This window comes from Roseburia sp. OF03-24 (assembly GCF_003463035.1).
In the GTDB taxonomy this organism is placed as follows: domain Bacteria; phylum Bacillota; class Clostridia; order Lachnospirales; family Lachnospiraceae; genus Roseburia; species Roseburia rectibacter.
On sequence record NZ_QSCK01000043.1, the window covers coordinates 1 to 26,440 of the forward strand.

24 protein-coding genes are annotated in these 26,440 nt (G+C 42.0%); 2 read left to right on the top strand and 22 right to left on the bottom strand.

Going from position 1 to position 26,440, the window contains the following annotated elements:
• Nucleotides 1-171: 171 nt before the first annotated feature.
• The 6 genes from DXA60_RS16885 to recR form a co-directional block, all read right to left on the bottom strand.
• A complete protein-coding gene (locus DXA60_RS16885; protein WP_117922469.1) occupies nucleotides 172-879 on the bottom strand; it encodes a CvpA family protein in 708 nt (235 codons plus the stop codon).
• 11 nt (nucleotides 880-890) lie between these two features.
• A complete protein-coding gene (locus DXA60_RS16890; RefSeq protein ID WP_117922470.1) occupies nucleotides 891-2,087 on the bottom strand; it encodes a DUF5711 family protein in 1,197 nt (398 codons plus the stop codon).
• An 85-nt stretch (nucleotides 2,088-2,172) separates the two neighbouring features.
• A complete protein-coding gene (locus tag DXA60_RS16895; protein WP_117922471.1) occupies nucleotides 2,173-3,654 on the bottom strand; it encodes a LysM peptidoglycan-binding domain-containing protein in 1,482 nt (493 codons plus the stop codon).
• A gap of 227 nt (nucleotides 3,655-3,881) precedes the next feature.
• Nucleotides 3,882-4,823 carry a transketolase family protein gene (locus tag DXA60_RS16900; protein WP_117922472.1) on the bottom strand — a complete coding sequence of 314 codons (942 nt, stop codon included), beginning with the start codon at nucleotides 4,821-4,823 and terminating at the stop codon, nucleotides 3,882-3,884.
• Nucleotides 4,811-5,647 carry a transketolase gene (locus DXA60_RS16905; protein WP_117922473.1) on the bottom strand — a complete coding sequence of 279 codons (837 nt, stop codon included), beginning with the start codon at nucleotides 5,645-5,647 and terminating at the stop codon, nucleotides 4,811-4,813. Before DXA60_RS16905 ends, DXA60_RS16900 begins: the two co-directional genes overlap by 13 nt.
• 31 nt (nucleotides 5,648-5,678) lie before the next feature.
• Entirely contained in the window at nucleotides 5,679-6,275 is a 597-nt protein-coding gene (gene recR / locus DXA60_RS16910) for a recombination mediator RecR (protein WP_117922474.1), read from the bottom strand.
• 232 nt (nucleotides 6,276-6,507) lie between these two features.
• Between recR and DXA60_RS18925 the strand changes: the two genes are divergently transcribed.
• Nucleotides 6,508-6,663 (top strand): hypothetical protein, encoded by a 156-nt coding sequence (locus DXA60_RS18925; protein WP_186899810.1) that lies wholly within the window; start codon nucleotides 6,508-6,510, stop codon nucleotides 6,661-6,663.
• 74 nt (nucleotides 6,664-6,737) lie between these two features.
• Here DXA60_RS18925 and DXA60_RS16915 read toward each other — a convergent pair whose 3' ends face one another.
• From DXA60_RS16915 to DXA60_RS16970, 12 genes are all read right to left on the bottom strand, one after another.
• Nucleotides 6,738-9,368: a heavy metal translocating P-type ATPase gene (locus DXA60_RS16915; protein WP_117922475.1), complete on the bottom strand. Its 2,631-nt coding sequence runs from the start codon at nucleotides 9,366-9,368 to the stop codon at nucleotides 6,738-6,740.
• Nucleotides 9,369-9,399: 31 nt separating this feature from the next.
• On the bottom strand, nucleotides 9,400-9,714 hold the full coding sequence (locus tag DXA60_RS16920) for a metal-sensing transcriptional repressor (RefSeq protein WP_117922489.1): 315 nt from the start codon (nucleotides 9,712-9,714) through the stop codon (nucleotides 9,400-9,402).
• A gap of 137 nt (nucleotides 9,715-9,851) precedes the next feature.
• Nucleotides 9,852-11,153 carry an MATE family efflux transporter gene (locus DXA60_RS16925; RefSeq protein WP_186899811.1) on the bottom strand — a complete coding sequence of 434 codons (1,302 nt, stop codon included), beginning with the start codon at nucleotides 11,151-11,153 and terminating at the stop codon, nucleotides 9,852-9,854.
• 239 nt (nucleotides 11,154-11,392) lie between these two features.
• A complete protein-coding gene (locus DXA60_RS16930) occupies nucleotides 11,393-11,818 on the bottom strand; it encodes a flavodoxin (RefSeq protein WP_186899812.1) in 426 nt (141 codons plus the stop codon).
• Between the two features lie 129 nt (nucleotides 11,819-11,947).
• Nucleotides 11,948-12,553: a DUF3793 family protein gene (locus tag DXA60_RS16935; RefSeq protein WP_117922478.1), complete on the bottom strand. Its 606-nt coding sequence runs from the start codon at nucleotides 12,551-12,553 to the stop codon at nucleotides 11,948-11,950.
• A gap of 242 nt (nucleotides 12,554-12,795) precedes the next feature.
• Complete coding sequence (locus tag DXA60_RS16940; RefSeq protein WP_241070808.1) at nucleotides 12,796-13,611, bottom strand: GTP pyrophosphokinase; 816 nt, start codon at nucleotides 13,609-13,611, stop codon at nucleotides 12,796-12,798.
• Nucleotides 13,612-13,800: 189 nt separating this feature from the next.
• Entirely contained in the window at nucleotides 13,801-15,009 is a 1,209-nt protein-coding gene (locus DXA60_RS16945; RefSeq protein WP_117922479.1) for a UTP--glucose-1-phosphate uridylyltransferase, read from the bottom strand.
• A gap of 137 nt (nucleotides 15,010-15,146) precedes the next feature.
• Entirely contained in the window at nucleotides 15,147-16,013 is an 867-nt protein-coding gene (locus DXA60_RS16950) for a YitT family protein (protein ID WP_117922480.1), read from the bottom strand.
• A 110-nt stretch (nucleotides 16,014-16,123) separates the two neighbouring features.
• The gene (locus DXA60_RS16955; protein ID WP_117922481.1) at nucleotides 16,124-18,676 is read right to left on the bottom strand and encodes a hybrid sensor histidine kinase/response regulator; all 2,553 of its coding nucleotides are present in this window, start codon (nucleotides 18,674-18,676) and stop codon (nucleotides 16,124-16,126) included.
• The gene (locus DXA60_RS16960; RefSeq protein ID WP_241070809.1) at nucleotides 18,666-19,469 is read right to left on the bottom strand and encodes a substrate-binding periplasmic protein; all 804 of its coding nucleotides are present in this window, start codon (nucleotides 19,467-19,469) and stop codon (nucleotides 18,666-18,668) included. The genes DXA60_RS16955 and DXA60_RS16960 overlap by 11 nt, the downstream gene beginning before the upstream one ends.
• 244 nt (nucleotides 19,470-19,713) lie before the next feature.
• Nucleotides 19,714-22,194, bottom strand: a complete 2,481-nt coding sequence (locus DXA60_RS16965) for a glycoside hydrolase family 2 protein (RefSeq protein WP_117922483.1) — start codon at nucleotides 22,192-22,194, stop codon at nucleotides 19,714-19,716.
• A 2-nt stretch (nucleotides 22,195-22,196) separates the two neighbouring features.
• Nucleotides 22,197-23,570 carry an MFS transporter gene (locus DXA60_RS16970; RefSeq protein ID WP_117922491.1) on the bottom strand — a complete coding sequence of 458 codons (1,374 nt, stop codon included), beginning with the start codon at nucleotides 23,568-23,570 and terminating at the stop codon, nucleotides 22,197-22,199.
• Nucleotides 23,571-23,768: 198 nt separating this feature from the next.
• Between DXA60_RS16970 and DXA60_RS16975 the strand changes: the two genes are divergently transcribed.
• The gene (locus DXA60_RS16975) at nucleotides 23,769-24,830 is read left to right on the top strand and encodes a helix-turn-helix domain-containing protein (RefSeq protein ID WP_117922484.1); all 1,062 of its coding nucleotides are present in this window, start codon (nucleotides 23,769-23,771) and stop codon (nucleotides 24,828-24,830) included.
• Between the two features lie 23 nt (nucleotides 24,831-24,853).
• On the opposite strand, the gene DXA60_RS16980 is transcribed toward DXA60_RS16975, so the two are convergent.
• The 4 genes from DXA60_RS16980 to DXA60_RS16995 form a co-directional block, all read right to left on the bottom strand.
• Entirely contained in the window at nucleotides 24,854-25,132 is a 279-nt protein-coding gene (locus DXA60_RS16980; RefSeq protein WP_241070810.1) for an acylphosphatase, read from the bottom strand.
• A gap of 90 nt (nucleotides 25,133-25,222) precedes the next feature.
• Nucleotides 25,223-25,396 (bottom strand): chorismate--pyruvate lyase, encoded by a 174-nt coding sequence (locus DXA60_RS16985; protein WP_117922486.1) that lies wholly within the window; start codon nucleotides 25,394-25,396, stop codon nucleotides 25,223-25,225.
• Nucleotides 25,396-25,602 carry a hypothetical protein gene (locus DXA60_RS16990; protein ID WP_117922487.1) on the bottom strand — a complete coding sequence of 69 codons (207 nt, stop codon included), beginning with the start codon at nucleotides 25,600-25,602 and terminating at the stop codon, nucleotides 25,396-25,398. Before DXA60_RS16990 ends, DXA60_RS16985 begins: the two co-directional genes overlap by 1 nt.
• Nucleotides 25,603-25,639: 37 nt before the next feature.
• Complete coding sequence (locus DXA60_RS16995; protein ID WP_117922488.1) at nucleotides 25,640-26,320, bottom strand: 3'-5' exonuclease; 681 nt, start codon at nucleotides 26,318-26,320, stop codon at nucleotides 25,640-25,642.
• Nucleotides 26,321-26,440 lie beyond the last annotated feature (120 nt).

Genomic DNA, 26,440 nt, shown 5'->3' on the forward strand with positions numbered 1-26,440 from the left:
GATATCTTATCATGTGTTGTTCTGTTTGTCAACAACTTTTTTATTTTCCAAAAGATAAGCAATCAAGTATCTTTTTTCGCCGCTGTAAAAGCACTTGTCTTTCGCAGTGGACTTTTATACTACCATTATTGTTTTGATATGTCAACACTTTTTTTACTAACTTTTTACAAACTATAGAAAATTCATAACAATCGTCAGAATAGCGTTGTTTTCATATAAATACTTTAACAGGTTGCTCTGATATATATATGTAACGAGCATACCACCCAGTTCACTTGTGCTTGTCACTGCTACAATGTAAAACCCGATCCACACCAGTATCACCCCGTATATTCCACCGGCAAATACCCCCAGCGTACGATTCACACCGCTCAATACCGGGATTCGTGAGACAATTCTTAACATACGCGCTATTATATGAACGATCGTCCACGCTGCAACCAGCGCAATTAAAAATGCTATTCCCTCTACAACAAATTCTGCAATCTGTTTTGCAATCTCATCATAAAGACCACTTTGTGCCATAATCTCTCCTGCCACATTCCCTGTCTTATCAAAAATATCATTTACTACCGAGTCTGGCAGCATAATTCCAAACTGTGACAGTTCCTGATTATCCAGACTATTTTCACTCTGAACGGATTTCTGTTTTTCCTCTACTGATTTTTTTATCTGTTCACTGCACTGTTTCTCAATCTGTTCGTATAACGTTGTATATTCCATCAGATATGTATTAATGTACGGAGTTGTAACAGTAACAAAAGTAAGTACTATGACCCACGATACCAGAGAATATACAATTCGCAAAAATCCTTTTCTGTAGCCTCTTATAATATTATACCCCAGTATCAGTAATACCAGTAACAAAACCCAGTTCATATGTATGCTCCTTATTTCAGTCTTATTTTTTCCGTTGTATCTTCCAGTATAAATGTATAATTCAGTGCACCACCCCCTGAAATGACCTTATAAAGTGTTTGTTCGAACTCATGGTGGAACTTATATATGCCATGTATGGTATATATATCACATGCATTTTCATTTATAATACAGATTTCATTATCTGCAAGAAATTCTATGCCGGTGTACTCCATTGTAAAATCTTTTTCCAGAACACTTTTTCCTTCCAGATCATAGACACTTATATGATGTGTCACTGCCTCATCATCATTGCCGGTCACACAGCCAATATAATTATCATTATAAAAAATGCTCTTCACTTCTTTTTCAAAAGGAATCGTACCGGACTGTTTTGGTTTCTGCGATCCTTCAAACAGGATAACCCCGGTATCCGAGAACGCCGCAAGTCTGTTATCCGCCAGATAGACAATTTCCGGTATCACTGTATCCGGAAATGTCTGTGCTCCAACCACATGATCGATCTCGCTTTCTCCCGCTGTTCCAAAATTGTAAAAGGCAATGGTGCTTTTTATACTTCCATCATTAATATCTAACATGGCAACGGCAAGCCTTAAAGCATCTGAAGATAATGCAATTGCGATCGGATAGCCTTTCTTGGCACCGTGAATCTCTCCTTCTGTCAGTTTCTCACCTGTCTTATCGTACATTGCAAGATAACCGGCGGCATCTTTTTTCATCAGAACTGCCACCGTTCCCTGCGCTGCCACACGTACCTGCTGAATTGGCATCGTCGTTTCAATTCCGCCTAAGATTCCCTCCTTTGTCATGATATAGATCATCGTTCCTTTTCTGTCATAGATAGTCAGGTAATCTTCACAAATATCAATCTGTGGATCAGCCATCTCATAAGTCTGATTCCAGATCAGTTCATTTGCTGTATCCGTATAAAATGCTCCGTCATTGCTGTATTTTAAAATATTCCCCCCAAAATCTGCAAACTTTGTTGCTTCCGTATCAGCCCTGTCAACAGATGATGTCACATCAAAATTCTCATAATGGCGCAGTGCCATAAACACCCAGAGTCCTGCAGAAACTGCCAGCACAGTAATGATCAGAATAGCCGTCCTTCTGACCACCTTTATGCGATGCCCACGCAGTTTGCGTTCATATTCTTCCATATCCGGTTCTTCTACCGTATGAAATCCCCTCTTGTTTTTTTCCGCCATACTAATCTCACTTTCCTCTTAATCTTTCGATATTATAGCATTATTCCCCGGATGTTTCATCTTATTTTTAGAGCTGGCAGCTTCATCAATTTGGAAGCGTCAGGTATTGCCCTGCATATATTGCATCAGGATCATCGATTCCGTTTGCCTGGCACACCTTGTCCATCATAGCTGTTGTCTTATATACTTTTCGGCAGATTGCCGCCAGATTATCCCCCTTTTGTACCACATAATATCCCTGTTTTAAATATGTCTGTGCCTCATCTGCCTGTGCTGCTGTTTCTTTAACGTCTTCCTTATTTTTATTCGTTTCATCCGGTGTGCCTGCCTGCGCTCCCGTTGTTTCTGGCATTTCTGTTTTAGCCTGCGCCTCTGTCGTTTCTGGCATTTCTGTTTTAGCCCGTGCCTCTGTCGTCTCTGACATTTCTGTTTTAGCCTGTGCCTCTGCTGTTTCTGTGTCTGCCTTTTTCTCTGCACCTGCCTGTGTCCCTGCTGTTTCTGGCATTTTTGTTTCTGCCTGCATATCCGATGTTTCCGTCGTCGCAGACGCCTCCGTTTTTTCTACTTCTCCCGCAATATTTTCCACCACGATCCCGGTATCAGCTTTTTTTTCTGTTTCCTGCATCTCTGTCACAATATGCACCTGGTTCATCTGTGCCAGAGTATTTTCCATTTCATTCATTTTCTTATGATTCTGATAGGCGGTAAATCCAAGTGTAAGCACCACAACAGCCAGCACAAGCGAAGAATATACCGGAATCTTTGCTTCTTCTGTTTTTTCTGCTTCTTCAAGCTGTTTCCGATACCGTCCCCTACTTTTTAATTCCGTCTGTGGAACCGGTTCCGGTTCATCCTGCTGCATACTCTCCTCCAGATACAGTTCTTCTTCCAGAATATCATTCAGGTTCTCTTTTTCTTTCATTGCAGGTACAGGCTCGTCCTGCTTCGCAAACACGATTTCATCGGTCTTGGGCAAATTAACTTCTTCCTTTTTTTCCTCCTGAAGTTCCACCTTTTTGGATCTGGTCAGGGCATGCTTGTCATAATAAATGTAAAATCCTTCTCTCCGGTACAGATGTCCGTTCCGGATGCTAAAAAATGTTTCCTCCTTTTCCAGACTATCCATCAGAAATAATGTCTGATGGATGCCTCCAAAATGAGTCTGATGAAATTGTTCAATCTGTTTTGTCATATTCGGAAGGCACCCTCTGTGATCCAATGCCCATCCAACAATGACCATACTGTCATATTCATTCTTTAATCGTTTATATATATACGCCCATTCACGGTCGCTCCATCTTGGAATTTCACCATCAAATTCTAAATATTCCAGTTGTATTGCTGCCTCCACAAATGTACACTGTCTTCCGCTGTAATTTTCAAATCTTCCAAGTAAAACATATACAAGTTTTTCACAGTTGCTTTCATATGGGTGCAGATACTTATATACCTCATCCTCTATGTATATTCTCTCCCCAACATCCGGTCTCCCAATCTGTCTGATATCTTTTGGCAGTTTTTTTTCTTTCGTATCATCCCAATTTTCTTCCCGGATAATCTCTATCATTCCAATCCTCCATTCCTGTGCGCAAAAATTTATTTTCACGCGATCTTACAGCGCAAAGACGCCGGTGTTTACATTCAAAATCACTTTTTATTTTGCAATCGTATCACAGCATGTCCGATTTTTTTGTGGTTTTATGGGCAGTTTTCCAAAAACTTTTCGACAGAAAAAGACGCAAAAAAACTGCTGCATACGTTTTACCGTAATAACAGCAGTCTTTTTATGTCTGATTATTTTACAAATGCTTTTACTTTTTTGTAGATGCCTTCTGCATCGAGCTCATATTTATGAAGCAGTTCTAATGCCGGTCCGGATTCACCGAATACGTCATTAACACCGATCTTTAATACTTTAGTAGGAGCCTCCTCGCAAAGCACATCACATACTGCACTTCCAAGTCCTCCGATCACGGAATGTTCCTCAACTGTAACAACTTTTCCGGTCTTTAATGCTGATTTTACAACCAGTTCACGGTCGATCGGTTTGATAGTATGGATATTGATGATCTCTGCATCAATGCCATCTTTTGCAAGCAGCTTTTCTGCCTCTACCGTCTCATTTACACAAAGTCCGGTTGCAAAAATTGTCACATCTTTTCCTTCTTTTAAAACAATTCCTTTGCCGATCTCAAATTTGTAAGTTGCCTCATCATTGAATACCGGAACTGCAAGACGTCCAAAACGAAGGTAAACCGGTCCTACATGATCGTATGCAGCGTGTACTGCTGCTCTTGCCTCAACATCATCTGCCGGATTGATCACTACCATGCCTGGTATCGTACGCATTAAAGCGATATCTTCTAAGCACTGATGAGTCGCACCATCTTCACCAACAGAGATACCTGCGTGTGTTGCGCCGATCTTGACATTCAGATGCGGATATCCGATGGAGTTGCGCACCTGCTCAAAGTTTCTGCCTGCTGCAAACATTGCAAAAGAGCTGATAAACGGTACTTTTCCACAAGTTGCAAGTCCTGCTGCGATACCTGTCATGTTTGCTTCTGCGATACCAACATCCCAATGGCGTTCCGGAAATGCTTTCTTAAAAATTCCGGTCTTGGTCGCACCTGCAAGGTCTGCATCTAATACGATCAGATCTTCATGCTCTTTTCCCACTTCTACCAGAGCATTTCCATAACTTTCCCTTGTTGCGATTTTCTTTATTTCTGACATAATGCTTCCCCCACTTTCTCCAGGTCTTTCATTGCGATCTCATACTGCTCGTCGTTCGGAGCTTTTCCATGCCAGTCTACGGCATTCTCCATAAAGGATACACCTTTTCCTTTTAATGTCTTTGCAATGATCGCAGTCGGCATTCCTTTTGTTTCGCGTGCCTCTTTGAATGCTGCACGGATCTCATCAAAATCATTTCCATTAATGTTGATTGTATGGAAATTGAATGCCTCAAACTTTTTGTCGATCGGATAAGGAGAACATACTTCATCAATAGTTCCGTCAATCTGAAGATTATTATTATCAACGATCACGACCAGATTATCCAGCTTGCGGAATCCTGCCCACATAGCAGCTTCCCAGATCTGTCCTTCCTGAATCTCGCCGTCTCCGCAAAGTGCATAAACACGGTAATCTTTTTTGTCAAACTTTCCTGCTGCTGCCATTCCTGCCGCCGCGGAGAGTCCCTGTCCCAAAGAACCGGATGACATATCAATACCAGGAATATGCTTCATATCCGGATGTCCCTGCAGATAAGATCCTGTATGACGCAGTGTAACAAGATCCTCCTTCGGGAAAAATCCACGTTCTGCCAGAACTGCATAAAGTCCCGGAGCCGTATGACCTTTAGAAAGTACAAAACGGTCGCGGTCTGCCATCTTAGGATTTTTCGGGTCAATATTTAACTCCTCAAAGTACAGATAAGTAAAAATATCTGCTGCGGAGAGTGATCCGCCCGGATGTCCGGCTTTTGCGCTGTGTACTGCAGTTACAATACTTTTGCGGACTTCGTTCGCTGTTTTTTCGAGTTCCAGATTTGTCATAGTCTAGTCATGTTCCTTTCTGTTTCTTTTATTAAATCTCCGTTCTGCCTTCTAAGGCACGGAGCAGTGTTACCTCATCAATATACTCTAAATCTCCGCCGACCGGAACACCGCTTGCGATCCTTGTCACTTTAATCCCGGTAGGTTTGATCAGTTTGCTGATATACATTGCAGTCGTTTCCCCCTCAAGACTTGAGTTCGTCGCAATAATGACCTCGTCAACATCCTTTTGCAGACGCTGCATCAGCTCTTTTAACTTAATATCTGCGGGTCCAATTCCAAGCATCGGTGAAATTGCACCATGAAGAACATGATAAACACCATCGTATTTACCTGTTTTTTCATACGCTGCAAGGTCTCTGGTATCCTCCACAACCATGATCGTCTTATGATTACGCCCGGCATCTTTACAGATCGGACATAATTCATCATCCGTCAGTGTAAAACATTCCTTGCAGTAACGGACGTTTTTTCTGGCATCCACGATCGCAGCCGAAAGTTCTTCGACCTGCTCTACCGGCATATTTAAAATATGAAATGCCAGACGCTGTGCAGATTTTGCACCGATTCCCGGAAGGGACGATAATTCCTGTATTAACTTGCTGATCTGACTGCTGTAGTAATCCATGGTGTTTCCATTCTTTCATTTATAATATATAAATTACTTCTTATACAATGACATCTGATCTTCTTTGTCATATGCCTCCTTTATATTAAAGGATAACGGCAATTTTTACAAGAAGTGTTTTTCACTGCATATTTTTCTGATTTTTTGTACATGATAAACTGGTAACCACATAAAAACAACAGACAGCATATTTCGCAGGCAAATCTGTTAACAGTAATAAAAGGAGAACTCTATGGCATCTTATGTATCACCCATGATCAAAGACAAATTTGAAACACTTTCAACAGATCTGAAGAACCTGATCTTAGAGCGTAATGTACAGCTTAATAACATGCAGGATCTTATCCGCGTATTAGAGCAGATCGTAGAAGAAGGAGAAGCCGGTTGATCACGGTTTCCCCTTCTTTTCATTCTTTTCATTTTTAATCAGCAAAATATAACTGCTGCACCCGCAACTATTCCTTACTGAATATCGGTTACTTCATAGCCGGCATCTACAACGGCATTTTTTAATGTATCTGCATTGACTGATTCATCTGCGGTAACAACTGCATTTTTGTCCTCTAAACTTACCACTACCTCAGACACACCCTGTACTCCTTTTAAAGCCTTCTCGACAGTTGCCTGGCAGTGTCCGCACATCATTCCTTCAATACTTAATGTTGTTTTCATTGTTTTTTCCTCGCTTTCTGTTACATCACTCTTTATTTCAGAAGTGACCGTTCTGTTTTCACAGACCGCACTCTCCTGTTCCATATTATCTGTTCCATTTTCGGATGAAGATTTTTTTCCAAGTTTTACCCATCTTAAACGCAGCGCGTTACTTACCACACAGACACTGCTTAAACTCATGGCTGCCGCACCAAACATCGGGTTTAATTTTAATCCCCAGATCGGATATAAAAGTCCTGCGGCAAGCGGTATACCAATGCTGTTATAGAAAAATGCCCAGAACAGGTTTTCCTTGATATTGTGGATAACCGCCTTGCTTAAACGGATTGCTCCGACTGCATCAAGCAGGTCATTTTTCATCAGCACAATATCCGCACTCTCAATTGCGACATCCGTACCTGCACCGATGGCAATTCCAACGTCTGCGGATGCAAGTGCCGGAGCATCATTGATACCGTCTCCGATCATTGCAACTTTGTGTCCGCTGTTCTTTAAGGCAGATATCTTTTCTTCCTTCTGCGTCGGAAGCACCCCGGCAATGACTTCATCGATACCCACCTGATCTTTGATCGCCTGTGCCGTCACTTCATTATCACCGGTAAGCATAATGACATGGATCCCGTATTCTTTAAATTGTCTGACTGCCTCACGGCTGGTCGGTTTTACCACATCTGCAACGGCGATCATTCCTATGATCTGTGTCTCATCTGCAAACAGTAAAGGAGTTTTCCCCTGTTTTGCAAACTGTTCTATCTCTTTTTTTATTTCTGAAGATATAGCAATGTGTGCCTCATCCATCAGTTTTTCATTTCCGGCATAGTAAAGTTTTCCAGAAGATAACCTGCCTTTAATTCCTTTTCCAAACAGCGCCTCAAAATCGTTTACTTTTTCCGGAATGATATTCTTTTTCTCACAATCTGAAACGATTGCTTCTGCCAATGGGTGCTCACTGCCCTTTTCCAGGCTGCCGGCAGCTTTTAACAGGTCATTTTCTGAAATTCCCGCATATGTCCGTATATCCGTCACAACCGGTTTTCCAGAAGTGATCGTTCCTGTCTTGTCCATCACAACAGTATCAACAATATGCGCTGTCTCTAATGCTTCTCCCGACTTGATCAGAATACCGTTTTCTGCACCTTTTCCGGTTCCAACCATAATCGCCACCGGCGTTGCCAGTCCAAGCGCACACGGACAGGAAATAACAAGAACTGCGATTCCACAGGACATTGCAAACTCGAAATCTGCTCCGCTTGCCAGCCAGACAATGAATGTGACGATTGCGATCCCGATCACTGTCGGGACAAAAACACCTGCGATCTTATCGGCGAGACGTGCGATCGGTGCCTTACTTGAAGATGCTTCCTCCACAAGACTTATGATCTGTGCGATCGTTGTATCTTTGCCGACACGTGTTGCCCGCGCATGGATCAGTCCGGCTTTATTGATAGATGCTGATATGACCTTGTCCCCTTCCTGTTTTAACACAGGAATACTCTCTCCGGTGATCGCTGATTCATCAAAGGAAGATTTCCCTTCTACGATCACACCATCCACTGCAACCGATTCTCCGGGTTTGATCACAAAAATATCACCCTGTACCACGTCAGCAGCATCGATGACCTGCTCTTTTCCATCGCGCACTACCGTCACTGTCTTTGGTGCTAAGTTCATCAGTTTTGTGATTGCCTCGCTCGTCTTTCCTTTTGACTTTGTCTCAAGGTACTTTCCAACTGTGATCAGTGTAAGAATTGTTCCGGCCGATTCAAAATAAAGATCATGACTATACTGGTGTACAAGCTCCATGTTTCCGGTAGAAAATCCCCAGCCGATCCGGTAAATTGCAAAAATACCGTATACCGTCGCCGCTGTTGCTCCCATCGCGATCAGGCTGTCCATATTCGGGCTCCTGCGTGCTAATGTTGCAAATCCGTTCCGGAAGTATTTCTGATTTGCAAACAGGATCGGAAGTAACAGTAAAAACTGCGTAAATGCGTAAATAACCGCATTTTCACTTCCATGAAAAAACTTCATGGTAACCGGCGGCATAGGAACACCAAGCGCATTGTAGATCATATGCCCCATTGATACATACATTAACGGTATCAGAAATATCACAGATACGATCAGTCTGATCTTCATATTTTTGATATTTTTCTGCTGGATGGAAACCGCATCCTCCGTCTCTCCTGTCTTTGCTGCCGCCTTTGCTTCATTTTTTACCGAGGCACCATATCCGGCATGCTCTACCGCTTCTATAATGTTTTCTGTGCCCAGTTTTGTCTCATCATACTCGACCTGCATACTGTTCGTCAGCAGATTCACGCTGACTGCATGTACGCCCTCTAATTTGGAAACACTTTTTTCCACATGGGAGGAACATGCCGAACAGCTCATGCCTGTTACGTCAAACTTTTCCTTCATGTCAATCTCCTATTGTATAAAATGCAAACCGTTATTTCATCAGCTTCTTTAACAGTTCACAGAGTTCGTCGACAGCCTGCTCATTACCCTCTTTGATATCTTCGGAAACACAGGTCTTGATATGGCGTGCTAAAAGTTCTTTGTTAAATCCGTTTAATGCCGCCTGAATAGAAGATACCTGTGTGACGATATCTACACAATATCTGTCATCCTCCACCATGGCACGCACCCCCCGCACCTGTCCTTCTATCCGGGAAAGTCTCGTTAACAGCGCTTTCTTTTCTGCACTCTCACGCTGCTTATGCTTCACATTATCTCCATTCGCACTGCACTTTTCACATGCCATCTGTCTACCTCCGGTCTGTATAGTCTGTGCTGTTTTTGATTTTTTATCACGGTTTTTCATCGGTATATACCATATACCCCTATTGGGTATCTTGAATTTACATCATGATATACACTTTGTCAAGAGATTTTCAGTTATCAGGAATTTTTATCAACAAACCGGATCATCCATAAGCCTTTTATCGTAATCAGCATTGTCACAAATTCTGCTGCCGGAAATGCCAGCCAGACTCCATTTAACCCAAACAATGTTGACAGTAAAAATGCAAAGAAAATAATTACAACAAATCCACGGGAAATTGACGCAGCAAATGCATATCCCGTAGATTCAACCGCACTTAATATGGATGTTCCTACAATATTGATCCCGGCAAATAAAAAACCTATAAAGTAAAGCCGCAGTCCGTTTTCCGCATAATCTGCAAGCATCTGATTATGTTCTCCATTAAATACAGCCGTCACCACTGGTGCGAACAGATAAATAAAAATAAGCAAAAGGACAGAAACCCCTATCGCAGTCGTAACTGCCATTTTCAAATACGTTTTCACATCTTTATGAATATCCTTACCATATGCCTCGCTGATCAGCGGTTGGGAGCCCTGCGCCACCCCATTAAATAAAGCGACTGCAACAAGTGACGCATTTGCGACCACTCCATAAGCAGCCACTCCGGTATTTCCGGCAAGTCCAAGGATGATCATGTTAAAAACAATTGTGATCACTCCGGATGAAATTTCACCTACAAAGGATGAGACACCATACTTACAGCAAAAAAATATTTTTCGCACAGACGGCAGCACGGGTTTTAATTTTATAGTACATTTTTCCGACCGGAAATGAATACAGCAGATCAGAATACCCACAACCGGGGAAAGTGCTGTCGCAAGCGCAGCTCCCTCCATGGAAAGTCCCAGCGGAAACATCAGTACATAGTCAAATACGATGTTAAACAGACTGCTGAATAAAGTCGCTGCCATTGCAATCGACGGATTTCCATCGTTACGCACAAATGCATTGCAGATATAATTCCACATAAAAAGCGGCGCAAAACTCATAAAAATGCGCGTATAATTTTTTCCGACCGCAACGATCTTTGCATCTCCGCCAAGCAGGGCAATCAGTTTATCCGGCAGGAATATGCCGACAAACATAAACAGCAGGCTAACGATAAATGCCCACAACAGTGCATGAAAAAAATATCCGTCTGCATCCGGATTTTTCTGGTTCCGTTCGATCACCAACCGGATTGCGGAACCGACTCCCATCATTGCGCCGATGGCAAAAATTAAATTATACACCGGCAATACCAGATTGAGTGCCGTGATACCATCTGTCCCCACCGCAACAGAAATAAAGTAGGTATCTGCCAGAATATAAACCGACATACCTACCATGCCAAGCATGTTCTGAGAAACATATTTTGCAAATTTTTTTAACATCTTAATCCCCATTCCTGTGCTTATCTTTGCTCATTCCAGTTTTTTAACAAACTTGTGTTTGAAAAATATTATTGTTTATCAACTACTGGATTATATCATTTTTCCATAAAATATCATAGGGCAAATAATAGAATGTCCATAACGTAATATTCTATTATTATGAATTACACGCAAACAGGCAGGTCTTTTATGACCTGCCTGACTCAATCTTTTTATTCATTTAAATCTTACTGTTTTTTTTATACGAGTGCTTTACCAAGACTTCTGCAAGCCTCTAATGCATCATCATCCGGTGCTTCATGTGCAATCACACCTTCACCGTTTACAACAACTGCTCCGGCTGCATTCATGCGTTCTTCCCAGTCACGCATCCACTGTCCATCGCCCCATCCATAAGAGCCAAATAACGCGATTTTTTTGCCTGCTGCAAAGCCTTCTACCTCTTCTACAAACGGCTCCATCTCGCTCTCCTCTAATACCTCAGCTCCCATTGCCGGGCAGCCTAATGCAAATGAGGATGCAGCTTTTAATTCATCTACGGATACTGCAGATACCGGAACAACATCTGCTTCTCCTCCTGCTGCTTTGATTCCCTCTCCGACTGCATTTGCCATTGCCTCAGTATTTCCCGTCTGGGACCAGTATGCCACGATAATCTTACTCATATTTCCTCCATTCCTGTGCTTATTTTTACACATTCATTTTATACAAGCGGATCGCCGATTCAGTTCCAACGCCTTTGCCAGAGCTGACCGGATGGTATCCGTTTTTTACACATCTGACTTTTAATCCATTTATGCTGATTCCAGCATTTTGCCATAAAGCAAAAGTTCATGGATTTCCATTCCGGATGATATCAGACGGATTGCATCTTCTTTTGCCTGATTGTAGCGGTCAAATGTTATTCTTGCCGCATTCACATCTCCGTATACTTTCCAGTAGCCGCAATACAGGTAATTGCGTCCTTCGTTTCGGATAAACCCCAATACATCTTCTACAGGATAACCCAAGAGCAGTCCAAGCTCATGTGGAAAAGACAGATGATCCTTCATATATTTTTGATAGCGGGCACACAGTTTTTCAAAAATGTCGATAAGGCGTAATGTCTGATACCCAAACAATCTCATCGTTTCCTTCACATCTTCTTCGTTCAGATAAGCGAGTAGTTGTTTTTCACGAAAAAGCAGGAATATCGTACGATGTTTTGTCTGGTAGAGTGTATGTACAGTAATTTCTGTATTACGGAACAAATCTCTCACATCTTCTTCGTTGCTTTTTGTCACCGTAAGAAGATTTGACAGTTTGATTCCCGTAAGAAGCGGGGCACATTGCAGTGCCAGTTGAGTCTTTAATTCTTTTTTATCCATCTTCTCCAGAATCTCTAACACTTCCCTGCTCATGGTCATCTCCCATAGATCGATGAATTTATGATCCATCGTCATAACATGTATAGTTAGTTTTTCCTAACTCCTGTTTAAAAAAGAAAGAGTTGCGAGAACTCATTTCCTTTTCTGATAGTTAGATTACACTAACTTTTGTTATTTGTCAATAACTTTTTTTATTTTTTTAGAGAGCGTTATTTCGGATCATTCTATATTGATCAGATTTGATACAACTGCACTGATCCGTTTTGAATCCCGTCTTACTCCTCCAACGCCGCATTCATGACTTCCATCTTCTCCTCCGCCTCATAGATCAGGCGGCTGCATTCTTTTAACTCATCCGAAAAATCCATCGTGACATCCTGATAAAGCGATTTGTACTTGATGTCATGCTCCAAGCTCGCCCAGAGATCCATGGCAAGCGTACGGATCTGCAGTTCGACCGGCACCATCTGCTTTTTGTTCATAAAGTAGACCGGCACGCGGATAATGATGTGCAGGCTTCGATAACCATTGCCCTTCGGCTGTTCAATATAATCCTTAACTTCCATGATATGTATGTCGTCCTGTGCCATCAGACGATCCCGGATCAGATAGACATCCTTGATATAGGAACAGACCACACGCACTCCGGCGATATCATAAATATTATTGCAGGCTGCACTAAGCGTCAGATCAAGATCTTTCTTCTGGAGTTTTCCCAAAATGCTTTTCGCTGATTTTAACCTGGTATCAATATGATGGATCGGGCAGCGCAGTTTGCGGTATTTAAACTCGTCCTCTATGATCTCAAGGCGTGCGGTCGTCGCACACATCGCTGCGTTGTACATGCGCAGGATCGGATCAATCGTCTGGGAAAACTGCTCTTTCATGTCTGCAATATGCTCCATATCATCATCCACCATACCACGCACCAGCATCAGGCTGTTTTCCTGCGCTGCATCCATCATCCTGTCTTCCTCTGTGTCTTCCACCTTCACAGAAGCCGAATACTGTTCCTGCTCCACGTTATCCTCCTGTACAACTGTCTGTTTTTGCCTCATATTATCATTTATAATTGCCTGTTTCTGTATCATAATAAAAAACCCCGTTTCTAAATTGTTTTCACCTTCATTGCCACACATTCTTTTCACACAACAAATCTTAGGTGTAACTATCCCATACTATGAATATCAGTATAACAGATACCGCCCAAAACGGCATAAAGTCTGTATGAAATATTTATAAACAATTTAAAAACAGGGGTTTATTTTCCAGCTATTTTCCTATAATTCGATACCGCAGCCTTTCATCAGCTCTCTTGCGGAATCTAAGGAATCCACACCATGAAGGTTTTTGATCGGTGCAAACTCTTTTTCACGCACTACCTCATAAGGGATACAATCATCCATCATGTGTACCATATCAAGTACTAATGTCTCAAATTTGTAACCGTTTGGCTGCTCCGGTTTCACAAATGTACCGTCCACATCCATGTATGGGATTTTTTTCTCTACCACATGAATCGGCATTCTTGCATCTGCGATCTGCTCCAGTTTCTTTTCGGAAAACAGATAATTTAAGATAACACCAAAACCATATTTTAAATCACCGTTTTCCTTGCGTGCTGTTGCCATCTCTTCTGTCATCTCATAGTATTCTGCGATAGAAGGTTTGCCATCTTCAGTGCAAAGTACGCCGACACGTTCATCCGGTGCTGCTTTTCGTACCACTTTTGCTCCGCTTTCACAGCCATAAGCGATCGTGGCACCAACAAACTTCGGATCTGCGATGCGCTGTAAGCAGTTATCTACTGCAAATACATTGATCCACTCGATACCTCTTGTTTTAATATCAGCGAGCAGTCCCGCATTTACCATGGATGAGAACCAGCCTCCATTGCCATTTGGTGACATAGCAACTTCGGTCTGGGATTCCATATAAATTCTTCCCTCATAATCACATGCCGGCACCATTTCCTGTACAAAAAACTTCACATAGTCTTTCGGATAACCGAAATAATCATGTTCCTTGAAAAATGCAGTTGTATCTGCATGATTGATGTTACTTGTCATAATATAAAGAGGAACATATACTCCCGCCTCATCCGTAACGTCCATCAGATTGCGCAGTAACTGCTCAAACAAATATAATTCACGGTCAATTCCAATATTTAACGTACCCTTCGGTCTGTCAAGTCCGAGACGGGTTCCCTGTCCACCTGCTAAAAGTACGGCTCCGACTTTTCCCTCACGGATCGCCTTTAAGCCGGTTTCTTTAAATTCTTCTCCCCTTGCCTCGATCTCGCCAACTTCCACGGCATCTAACGGCGCAAATACCCCCCGCTCATTGACCGTTTCTTTTCTTTCAATATGCTCTAACACAGAAAAATCGATTTTCTCTAAACGCTTTGTCAGCTCCCCATTCTGCTCCGTGGTATTTTTCTCCATCATCGCTTTGATGTATTTCTGGTTATCATCTTCCCAAATTTTCATTCTCTTCTCCATTCTGTATTTTAAAATAATTGCAATACCGATTTGTATACATACGATTTCAGCCACTTACATTTCCTGATTGTATACAATCTGCTCTCCCTATTATATAATAGACAGTTCTTTCATGCAACCAAACCTTAGTTGAAACCACGGAATCCCTTTCCGATGATCTCGCTGCTGTTTGTGATCGCAATGAATGCAGACGGCTGATTCAACCGGATAAAATTACGGAGTTCCACCGCCTGGCTTCGCTTCATGACTGTCAGTATGACTGTTTTCTGATTGTGCTGGTAGGCACCTTCTGCCTGATAAACCGTTGCACTGCGGTTCAGTTTCTTCGTGATAAAATCACAGATCGGCTCCGGATCATTGCAGACGATCGTAAAATATTTACACAGGTTAATACTCTCGATCACATTATCGACTACCAGTGATTTTGCCAGAAGTCCGCACAGGGAACAGAGACCTGTCTGTGCATCAAACACGAGGCATGATGCAATGACGATTCCAAGATCAACCAAAAACAATGCCGCACCTATATTTAACTTTGTGTATTTCTTTAAGATCATCGCCACGATATCTGTTCCACCGCCGGATGCTCCGATATTAAACAGGATTGCTGACGAAAATGCCGGTAATACGATCGCATAGATAAGCTCTAATACAGGCTGTCCGGTCAATGGTCCATCCATTGGAAATACTCTTTCAGCAAAACTTAATCCCACAGATGTCAGTACGCTTACATAAACGGTTTTAACTCCAAATCCTTTTCCAAGGAAGATAAATCCAAGTACCAGTAACAGCATATTGATGATAAAAGTAAGATTTCCCGGTGATGTTGGGAGTATGGCACCTAATACGACCGCCATACCTGTTACTCCTCCAAAAGAAAAATTATTTGGAAATTTAAACACATATACTCCTACAACAAGAATCAGTGTTGCAACGGTCAGTACCATATACTCTTCCACTGTACGTTTGATCTTTCCAAGATTCTTCTGCATTTCTTTTGTCCTCGCTCTTTATACACTTCTATTGAATGAAACATTCCATAGATTATTCCAGTTCAATGCAGAAGAAGTATACTACATCTTTTTCCGATAATAAAGTACTTTTATGTAATATGATTTTTCCGTTTTCTGCATATATCAGAGATCACCTGTATGAACTGTTCCGCATCTAATGGTTTTGATATATGTGCATCCATACCGGCTGATAAACTTCTTTCTTCATCATCCGCAAATGCATTTGCTGTCATTGCAATGATCGGAATTGTTTTTGCATCTTCTCTTGACATCATCCGGATGCGCTGTGATGCCTCTAAGCCTCCCATGACAGGCATCATCAGATCCATCAGGATCACATCATATTCGCCCGGTTCTGATGCTGCAAATATATCGACAGCTTCTTTTCCATTCCAGGCTTCTTTTACCTTTGCCCCCTCATTTTCCAGAACAAATTTAGCGATTTCCATGTTTATCTCATAATCTTCCACCAGAAGAATCTTATCATTTTTTATTCCCTTTTTCTCATCCGTACCCTGTTCATCCTCTGTTTCCTTTTCCATGGTACGATCCACAAGAAATGGTATCACAATCGTAAACTGTGTTCCTTCTCCGGGTTTACTCACAAAACGAATCGTGCCTTCCATCTGTTCTACCAGCTTTTTTACAATCGCAAGCCCAAGTCCGGTCCCGGCATAGGAAGTACGCGCTGAAGTCTTTTCCTGCGCAAACGGTTCAAATGCATGTTTCTGAAATTCCGGACTCATTCCAATCCCTGTGTCAGTACATACAAATTCAAACACCGCTTTTTCATTTTCCGACGGCAGTTCCCTGCACTCTAAAACAACTTTTCCATTTGTTTTATTATATTTCACTGCGTTTGATGCAATATTCTGTAATATCTGCCGGATATGAAGGGAACTGCCAAGCAGATTTTCGTGGATGATTTCTCCCATTTTTACGGTAAGTGTGATTCCATGCTCTGTTGCAGCCATTCCGACTACCGTTTCCACTTCTTTTAATATTTCGTGGATTGAAAATGGCTTTTCCTCAAGTCTGATCTGACCGGATTCCAATTTATTCATATCAAGTACATCATTGACCAGTTCCATCAGGAATGTCGACGAAAGCATGATCTTGTCCAAACATTCTTCCTGTTTTTTCTGATTTCCGATATTATACCGGCAAATATCCACCATTCCGCGTATGCCATTGATCGGTGTACGTATATCATGGCTCATTCTTCGCAGGAAATCTGTTTTTGCAACATTTGCCTGCTCTGCCTGTTCTACGGACTTTTCCAGTTTTTTCTGATAATCCAGCTCACGCATCTTTTCGTCTGTGATATTTCTGCTCAGAAAAAGTGCTGCTTCCACATTTCCCTGTGAATCATAATGCTGGGGCACCAGCATGACTGTAAACCATTCACCTTTCGCGCTTTCCGTTTTGCAGTTAACATAGTCTTTTCCCACCAGCCTGTCTGAAATAGTATCAGGATTCACAAAATCAAGGAATTTCTGCCACTCCTGTTGCGCAACCGCATTTTTACAAAAGTACTTCATCATTTTTGCAGTACTCTTTTCATTGCCAATTATTTCCTTTATACGATCAGATGCTTTGATAATTTCCCATGTATCTTTTTTGAGATCAAACAGCATACACACGGAAAATACACTGCTGACGGAACGGATGATATGATATTGCTTTTCTGTCTGACGCATATTTAACTCTGCCACATATCCACGGATCAGCATAAACGTCATCCAGCACAGTATGTAGATTACAGCCACACAGATTACAGCTTTTGTGCGCAGTGCAAATACAGATTTTGTTGGAAAAAAAACATATAACGTGTAGTCCCCCATCTGCTTGCTTTCTCCGTACCAGCATCCTCCCGTGCTTTTTAAATGAATCATTTTTTTCTCATCCCCGGTATCGATATCCGGGATAAAAATATCCTGATATTCTTCTGATTTTACTGCGAGCAGTTCCTCCGAATTGGAACTTAAAATCTGTTTTCCATCTGTCACCGCAACAATTCCATTTTTCTCAAATGTAAGTCCTGTAAACAACGAATAGAAGGATATGTCACCATTGTCCTCCATGCAATTATCTTTTTTGATATAGGCAGCAATCAGTCCTTTTTTATTTCCTTGGGAAACCACCGCAAAATCATAGACTTCGCCCTCTTTATCCAGCCGTGTGATATATGCTTTTTGCGGATAATCCAGCGTATCTTCTACCACTGGTTTCTTCATCTCATCCTGCCAGAAGTTTTTTTCTTCCCACGCATCCCCAATCTGGCACACACAATTTAACTTGTCATCTAATACCAGTACTCCATCCAATCTCTGATCTTTCATATAGCGGATGATCATTGTTTCCTGATCCGTATTTTCCTCTTCCAGCCGCTGACTAAGCTCCAGTGTCTTATCTGCCAGACGGTAAAGACTCTTTACTTTATCGTTATTTTTGTAATTATCATATTGTTTCACGCGGCTCTGCATGAAATCGAGCGTCCCGTCTGCGATTTTTCCGACCCGTGTCCTGTCATATCCGGTAAAAACGCCAAAACATATCATTACTATAAAAATACCTGCCACAAACGGCATCCATATATATTTATGTGAGATAAACCCAGTCCAATTTTTTTTATTCAGCATTTGTGACCCCCAATGCTTTTTGGACATCCAGACCGTATTTTTCTACAATACCGCCAAGTGTTCCATCCTCCTGCATCTGCTCTAATATCTGTGTCATCTTCTGTGCCAGTTCCTGATGGGTATCCTTTTTAAAAGCAACCCCAAGCTCTGAAATATACAGACTCTCATCCAGCATACAATATGTATCCGGTGCACTCTGCACAAATCTCTCTAATGCACTCTCATGTCCGGCAATCGCATCCACATACCCTTTTCTGAGACTTGCGTAGATCTCATCCATACCGGACATACTGTATACCCTTTCTACTTCCGGGATTCCCGGAAAACTCCCTTTGAGCAAAATCTCCTCCGGTTTCGTTGTCGCCTGAACTGCAATTCGTTTTCCTTCCAGATCAGATATTTTTGTAATCCCGCTGTTTTTCTGCACTGCAACGACCTGTCTGCTGTAAAGATATGGTCCAGCCCACTGATACTGATTTTCTCTGTCATTCATGGTAAAGGATCCCCACAGACAGTCCACCTCACCATTGTCTAAATATTCATCCTTTTTATCCCATGTAATACGCAAAAACACCGGCGTATAACCCAGCTTGTCACACACCGCTTCTGCCAGTTCCACATCGATTCCGGCAGGATTACCGTCATCATCGAGATAATTGTACGGCTCATAATTATCACTTCCTATAATAAGCTGTGGAAGTTCCTCTCTCTCTTTCCCGGAATCCGGTTTCTGACCGCATGCCATTCCAAGCATCGTAACACATACAAATATCACCGCAATGTACTTTTTCAAATTATCATTCCTTTTTATACTGTTCTTCTTTGTCTGATCTGCCATTTTTATTTTAGTAGTTTATAAAATGTGTGTCAATTACAAGTGTATAAATTTAACGGTTTGACGACTTTATCCTGCTTTTTTTGACAAAAAATGCGGATAATGAATTTTCACTATCCGCCAGAGCTCATATGTATTCTTTTATTTTACAGTTCATCCGCTACCGCATGAATGCTCCGCTAGTTACATTGCCATCATTTTTTTAATTTACCGGAATCGTAATCTTCTGTTTCTGTTCTTCCTTCCCTTCCATCCAGACTGTCACAGAAACCGCTCCCTTTTTGTCGCCTGCACGGACTGCTGCAAGCGCATACCCGTCATAGGTTTCCCAGCATGACGCATCATAGCTTTCGATGGACTGCGGATCGGCATTTCCAAATGCAGCAAGGATTCCTTCCCCTTCTATTTCTATATGGATGCGTCTCTTTTCATACAGATTTGCAGTTCCTTTTGCATCGCAAAGGTTCATGGTAAGGAAACAAAGATCCTCTCCATTTGCCTGCAGTTCTTTTTTATCTGCTTCTACATGAATCTGTACATCCTCATCTGCTGTACCAAGCTGGCATCTGCCGGTTTCCATGCCATTTTGATAGCTGGCTGCCTCCAATACGCCAGGTTCATAATTAAGTTCAAACGTTGCCGTAAATCCATGTTCTACCCCGGCAGGTTTTCGTCCGAGTGACCGCCCATTTAAGAAAAGTTCTACCTCCGGTGCATTCGAATACACATCCACAACCGCAGGTTTCCCCTCATATCCACACCACGTCCAGCTTGCAATATTATCTTTGAACATCCACGGCGTCTTTGAACATTTTTTCCCATATTTATCAACGCGTTCCACCGCAATATAAGGCTCTGTCCGCAGACCATATACGATCTCCCGGAAAAAACTGACCGGTCTGCGATAACCTGCAAGATCGATATCACCGATATAGGCTGTCCTGTCCGGGTAGTGACTTCCAAAATTGCTCTTTCCATCATAATAAAAGATTCCGCATCCTGCCTCTCCCAGATAGTCGTAACCAGTCCAGGTAAAATCACCCAGCACGCGGTTAGAAGAATTGACCACTTTCCATAACCTTGCAATATCCGCCGGGAATGTCTCTGTCCCAAGCACGCATTTATTTGGATGAAGTTCTCCCTCTAACAAATGTCTGCCTGTCAGATAATTTAAACCGATGATATCCATGGACTCGCTGCTCTCCTCTAACACTTCCGTGATGATCGGATGCGCTGCAAATGCGTCTCCCGCTTCGCCTTCCATCAGCTTCATAAAACTGTTGATCGCATTGCTTCCGGAGTTATCATTTGTCCCGACTTTTTCGGCATCTTTGCGGATCAGCGGTGCAAGTTCCTGCATGATCGGATATACTTTTGCCCCTGCTGCATTTAAGGCATTCATGCCGTTTGTGGTAAATCTTGTCGAATCCAGTTCTTTAAAAGCGTTACAGAGCATGCGGTTGAGCTCAGCTCCCCGCTCCGTGCCGATTTCCTGAATCTCATTTCCAACCGAATACAAAATAACACAGGCATGGTTATAATCTTTCTCCACCATATTTTTTATCATATTCTGGTATTCATCCAGAAATGAAAAAGCAAAATCGTGGTTATTTTTATGTACCGTCCACATATCTGTCAGTTCATCCATCACAAGCAGTCCCACCTTATCACAGGCATCTAAAAATGCCTTGCCTGCCGGATGATGTGCACTTCTGATACTGTTAAACCCGGCTTCTTTGATCAGCCTGCATTTTCGGAGTTCAGCATCTTCATATGCTGCTGCACCAAGGATTCCGTGGTCATGATGTACACAGGTTCCGCGCAGCTTCACCGGCTCACCGTTGATCCTTAACCCACGCAGGGCATCCAGCGTGATCTTGCGGATTCCATAGGAAATCGTCTGCTCATCCAACAGCTTATCTCCTGCATAAATCTGGACTGTACACTGATACAGATGCGGCGTATCACAATTCCACAGCATCGGATGTTCTATCGCGATCTGCTGATGCACAGTATTCTCAGATTCCGCAAAACCAGTCAGATGGACTCTGTCCTCATATACCCGGTGTTTTTCATCCTCCAGTTTTGCTATAATAGTCAGTTTTTCTTTTTTTCTGGAGCGGTTTAAAACTTTCGTTGAAATTTCGACAACCGCAACATCTTTATCTGCTTCTTCTGTTGTAATACGTACTCCATTTAATGGAATCTGCACCGGCTCTCCGACATACAGGCTGACTCCCCGGTAAATGCCGCTTCCGGAGTACCATCTGCTGTTTTCTTCTGCGGAATTGTCTGCGACAACTTTGATCTCATTTTCTTCCCCAAAGTTTAAATATCTCGCAATATCCACATAGAAATTTGTGTATCCATTTCTGTTGGTCTTTGCCAGCGCACCATTGATGTAGACCATGGCTGTCTCATACACACCTTCAAATTCCAGTAAGACTATTTTTTCTTCCCAGTCTTCCGGTACGGAAAATGTTTTGAAATAGGTATACATACCGCCCGGATAAAATCCGGTAGCGCCTCCGTTTTTTGTATTTTCATCCCGCGTCTCATGTATCATGGCATCATGTGGAAGTGTAACTTCCTGTGCCTTTTTTCCATATATCTGAAGCACTTTTAAGGACGGCACATATCCTTTTACAAACTGCCATTTTGCATTAAAATCTGCCTTTATCATTCCTATACTTCCTTTGCGTGTTCTTCATCCCATTTTTTGTTTGCTTTCTCCACATTTAACAGTCCAAGAATCACTGTGATCGCAACACTGAGGATTACCGGAATCACGATATACATGGCAAAGATCATATTGATCGCACCTTCTGTCTGCTCTGCTGCAGTTCCGATATAACCGCCTAAGTCTAACAGCCAGCCCACTGCTGCAGTTCCGATTCCACCACCGATCTTGATACCTAAAGATGAACAGCTGAACATTGTTCCATCCATCCGCACACCCTTTGTACGATAAGTATAACCACTGATCTCCGCGATCAGCGCATTTAAAGTTCCGCTTAAAGTTCCTGCAAAAATACCTTTGATAAACATGAATAACAGCATCAATTTAACATTTCTCTGGTATGCAAAATAGATAAAAAATACACTGAGTACACAGTTGATCGCATATCCCCAGAAATTCACTTTCTGCATGCTTCCAGTCTTTTTCACAAGCATTGGCGTAAAGATCAGTGCGATGATTACCGGGAACATTTTCATCATCTGGAACATGCCAAGTAACGATGCATCTCCAAGTACATATTTTGTAAAATAAACACCACTGCCTGTTGTAATATTACTCATTATGTAATATACAATATACAAAACAAGAATCAAAACATAATATTTATTGGTAAATAAAAATTTCATGCTTTCCCAAAAACCAAGTTTATCATCCTGCGGTTTTGACTCGTCTGTCTTTCTTACCGACTCATCCGGTTCTACCTCTTTTACTGCAAGACAGCTGATCGTGTTGACCACCAGACCGATCAGTGCACAGATGATCGCTACCGCTCTCCATCCGGCTGCACCGCCACCAAAAGCCTCCACACCGCCTGTTACAGCAAATCCCATAACAATATTGGTTACGACTGCAAACATAAAACGAATCGAACCAAGCTGTACTCTCTCCTGCGGGTTATTGGTAATCAGCGCTGATAATGTGGAATATGCAACACCGTTTGCCGTGTAAAAAATTGCATTCAGGCAGGTATAAAATGCAAAGAAATATGCATACTGTGCAGTTTGTCCCATATTCGGGATTGAGAACAGCAATACCAGACATAACGACACACCGATCTGTGCATACAGCATCCACGGTCTTGCTTTTCCGAGTCTGCTTTTTGTCCTGTCGATCATATTACCAAAGAAAACATCCGTTACTCCATCAAAAATCTTTGACACCAGCATTAACGTTCCGATGATGCTGGTCTTTAATCCCATGATATCTGAAAGATACAAAAGCAGGAAACTTGAAACCAGTCCATAGCTGCAGTTTGATGCCAGATCCCCCGAACCATATGCAAGTTTCTGATACCATTTTAAATATTTTTTATCATTCATTTTTTCCTCTTCCTTCTCGTCTTTTTTGCTGCCTGTCCACACATAATGTGCGATCAGAATCACTTTTTTACATTCGAATGTTGTTGCATTTATTCTATCACTTTGCTTTTTTTCCCTTCAATGCTATAATTAGACACAACATCCATCATTTAGTAACATATTCGCGACTATCACAAAAAGTTCCAACGGGAGAATCCAATGAACCAGTCATCCATTGATACTTTAAAAAACAATTTTTTTGAGATCCAGAATGTAAACAGCAGTTTTAACCAGTACTATCACCTGACTTCCCCTTATAATGCCGTCATTGAAACCTACCGCTGTGATCTGGATATGCCTTATTTTAAAATTTCAAGTTTTTCCCCAGAGCACACCAGCCATTCTCTGATCGATGCCACGGAACTTTTGGAAAAAATGAAAAACCGCCCTCTGCACCAACACGATTTTTTTGAAATCATGTTTGTTCTGCAGGGAGAAGCGATCGTTAAAATTGAAAATACAAAACGGGTTTACCCATCCGGAACCGGATGTATTGTGAACTGTAATTTAAGACATGTGGAACTTCTCTCACATGATTTTCGGATTTTCTTTCTGAATTTATCCAAAGATTACCTGTTGTCCCTGTTTCAGTCGGACAATCTGTTCCATCTGATGCCAGAGACAAATATGGAGCAGAGTGATGCGTTTCACTTTTTATATAAAAATGCTGCTGATGAGGATAATACCAAAAAAGAATACCTTGACTTTTTCCCCTCATACCACAACCCGGCAGCCTTTGAGAAACTTTACCAGATTGCAGAAGAAATCATAAAAATCACACTGTCTCCGCAGATTGGTTCTTCCTTTTTTATCAACGGACTGATCTGCCGCTTTTTAGATACGCTTTCCAATCCGGACTTTTTTCATCTGGCAAGTATTCAGATTGATTACGGAAATGATTTTCTGATCTTTACAAACCTGACACATCTGTTAGAAAACAGTGACGGGCGGCTCAGCCGGCACGAACTGTCGGATCTGCTCAGTTACAGCGGCGACTATTTAAACCGGATCACAAAAAAATATACCGGAATGACCTTATTCGAATATGGAACTACGTTTTCTCTCCGCAAAGCAGAATATTATCTTTTAAAAACGGATCTTTCCATATCCGAAATTATTGCACAGCTGAAATTTACAAACAAATCTCATTTTTATAAGCTTTTTTATGCAAAACACCATCTGTCACCAAAAGAATTCCGAGGCAAATACCGTAAAGATTAGATGGAGCAGACGGGACTGGCAACTCATCTGACATGAAACCCATATTCACGTTCTTCCACCGGTATCTGTTTTGCCACGATCCGGTCAATGTTTACATAGGTTCCCTGATTTACCAGAGCAAGCACTTTATCGATCTGTTCTTCTGTTCCCTGCATCTCTAATAATACAGAGCCGTCCGGCTCATTTCTTACCCAGCCGGTCACGCCGAGCATGTTTGCGGCATGCTCCGCCCTGTACCGAAACCCTACGCCCTGGACTGAACCATAAACAGATATCTTTTTCCGGATCATATTGTTGCCCATAATATAAAACATTTCCTTTCATCGCCAACGCTGACATATTGGGTTCAACCAGATTCTTTGCTATTTGATTCCACGCGATCGGATCAACCTCTACCCAATCAGTTCGTACTGCATCAGCTCGTATTTTAACTTACTGCCTTCCATAATCTCTGCAGGAAGCAGCGCACGTGCCACAAGTTTCAGATCATCCGATGTGATATCTGTTCTGCGCAGATTAGCATAATCTCCATCGATAGAAACAACTTCATAAAACCAGGTTTCCATTACTGTAAATCCTCCTCTGTATAATAAGTGCCTGACATTTCTGCATTGATCTCGGCAATTTCTTTTTTTCCGTTGATATAATCTGCGTAAATGTCCCACAGATCCATATCTCCACTGTCACCAAGTCCGTCCTCGTCAGGAATCCACTGTCTGATCAGCGCAATACGCTGTTCTTTGGTTGTATTTGCAATACTGTAATCTTTCATTTTGCCTGCTCCTTTTTCTGTTTGTAACCATTATTTTTTATATATTTTCCGTATATCTGCAGTCCGGGAAACCTGTGCATCCCCAGAATTCACCAAATCTTCCGTTTCTTTTTTTCAGGGTGCACCCGCACCGTGGACAGATTTTCATCTCTGTCTGTTTGTTTACGGTTCCTTTTAATTCCTCTGCCATAAGTTCAAATACCTGCTGATTCATCCGGCAGTCAGCGAGGGCACGGTGTGCCCCATTCGTAGAAATGCCATAATGTTCCGCCAGATCACCAAGCCGTCTGTGTTTCCACTCCGGGAAGCATTGCTTCGCAATCGCAAGAGTATCTATGTAATCATTCGTGAGTGTCTGTCCAAAATATTTTTCGCAGTCCCTGTACAAGAATTTCATATCAAAACTTGCAATATTGTGGCCTGCCAACACATCATCCCCAGCAAATGCCAAAAATTCCGGTAAAACTTTTTCAAAGGTAAGCGCCTTTTCTACCATTTTATCGGAAATATTATTTACTTTGCTTGCCGCATATGGGATATGTCTGCCTGGATTCACAAGTTCACTGAACTCGTCCACGATTTTTCCATTTCTGACTTTTACTGCGGAAATCTCTATAACCTCATCATAAAGGCTCGATATCCCCGTCGTTTCAAGATCATACAGCACATAATCCGGTACATATTCGTTCCGCTGCTTTCCCTTTTTCTTTCCTAACATCAAAGTTCTCCATTCTGATGATATATATTTCTGCTGTCGTTTTTATCATCTAAAATAATATAAGTTAACCAACAAATGATGGTTTGTTGAGATATGTGTCGCCCGTCCAAATGGTGAGTC

Excerpts from the sequence above, each read along its gene's own strand:
- DXA60_RS16885 (WP_117922469.1), bottom strand. The coding sequence starts at position 879 with ATGAACTGGGTTTTGTTACTGGTATTACTGATACTGGGGTATAATATT.
- DXA60_RS16890 (WP_117922470.1), bottom strand. The coding sequence starts at position 2,087 with ATGGCGGAAAAAAACAAGAGGGGATTTCATACGGTAGAAGAACCGGAT.
- DXA60_RS16895 (WP_117922471.1), bottom strand. The coding sequence starts at position 3,654 with ATGATAGAGATTATCCGGGAAGAAAATTGGGATGATACGAAAGAAAAA.
- DXA60_RS16900 (WP_117922472.1), bottom strand. The coding sequence starts at position 4,823 with ATGTCAGAAATAAAGAAAATCGCAACAAGGGAAAGTTATGGAAATGCT.
- DXA60_RS16905 (WP_117922473.1), bottom strand. The coding sequence starts at position 5,647 with ATGACAAATCTGGAACTCGAAAAAACAGCGAACGAAGTCCGCAAAAGT.
- recR (WP_117922474.1), bottom strand. The coding sequence starts at position 6,275 with ATGGATTACTACAGCAGTCAGATCAGCAAGTTAATACAGGAATTATCG.
- DXA60_RS18925 (WP_186899810.1), top strand. The coding sequence starts at position 6,508 with ATGGCATCTTATGTATCACCCATGATCAAAGACAAATTTGAAACACTT.
- DXA60_RS16915 (WP_117922475.1), bottom strand. The coding sequence starts at position 9,368 with ATGAAGGAAAAGTTTGACGTAACAGGCATGAGCTGTTCGGCATGTTCC.
- DXA60_RS16920 (WP_117922489.1), bottom strand. The coding sequence starts at position 9,714 with ATGGCATGTGAAAAGTGCAGTGCGAATGGAGATAATGTGAAGCATAAG.
- DXA60_RS16925 (WP_186899811.1), bottom strand. The coding sequence starts at position 11,153 with ATGTTAAAAAAATTTGCAAAATATGTTTCTCAGAACATGCTTGGCATG.
- DXA60_RS16930 (WP_186899812.1), bottom strand. The coding sequence starts at position 11,818 with ATGAGTAAGATTATCGTGGCATACTGGTCCCAGACGGGAAATACTGAG.
- DXA60_RS16935 (WP_117922478.1), bottom strand. The coding sequence starts at position 12,553 with ATGAGCAGGGAAGTGTTAGAGATTCTGGAGAAGATGGATAAAAAAGAA.
- DXA60_RS16940 (WP_241070808.1), bottom strand. The coding sequence starts at position 13,611 with ATGATACAGAAACAGGCAATTATAAATGATAATATGAGGCAAAAACAG.
- DXA60_RS16945 (WP_117922479.1), bottom strand. The coding sequence starts at position 15,009 with ATGAAAATTTGGGAAGATGATAACCAGAAATACATCAAAGCGATGATG.
- DXA60_RS16950 (WP_117922480.1), bottom strand. The coding sequence starts at position 16,013 with ATGCAGAAGAATCTTGGAAAGATCAAACGTACAGTGGAAGAGTATATG.
- DXA60_RS16955 (WP_117922481.1), bottom strand. The coding sequence starts at position 18,676 with ATGCTGAATAAAAAAAATTGGACTGGGTTTATCTCACATAAATATATA.
- DXA60_RS16965 (WP_117922483.1), bottom strand. The coding sequence starts at position 22,194 with ATGATAAAGGCAGATTTTAATGCAAAATGGCAGTTTGTAAAAGGATAT.
- DXA60_RS16970 (WP_117922491.1), bottom strand. The coding sequence starts at position 23,570 with ATGAATGATAAAAAATATTTAAAATGGTATCAGAAACTTGCATATGGT.
- DXA60_RS16975 (WP_117922484.1), top strand. The coding sequence starts at position 23,769 with ATGAACCAGTCATCCATTGATACTTTAAAAAACAATTTTTTTGAGATC.
- DXA60_RS16980 (WP_241070810.1), bottom strand. The coding sequence starts at position 25,132 with ATGGGCAACAATATGATCCGGAAAAAGATATCTGTTTATGGTTCAGTC.
- DXA60_RS16985 (WP_117922486.1), bottom strand. The coding sequence starts at position 25,396 with ATGGAAACCTGGTTTTATGAAGTTGTTTCTATCGATGGAGATTATGCT.
- DXA60_RS16990 (WP_117922487.1), bottom strand. The coding sequence starts at position 25,602 with ATGAAAGATTACAGTATTGCAAATACAACCAAAGAACAGCGTATTGCG.
- DXA60_RS16995 (WP_117922488.1), bottom strand. The coding sequence starts at position 26,320 with ATGTTAGGAAAGAAAAAGGGAAAGCAGCGGAACGAATATGTACCGGAT.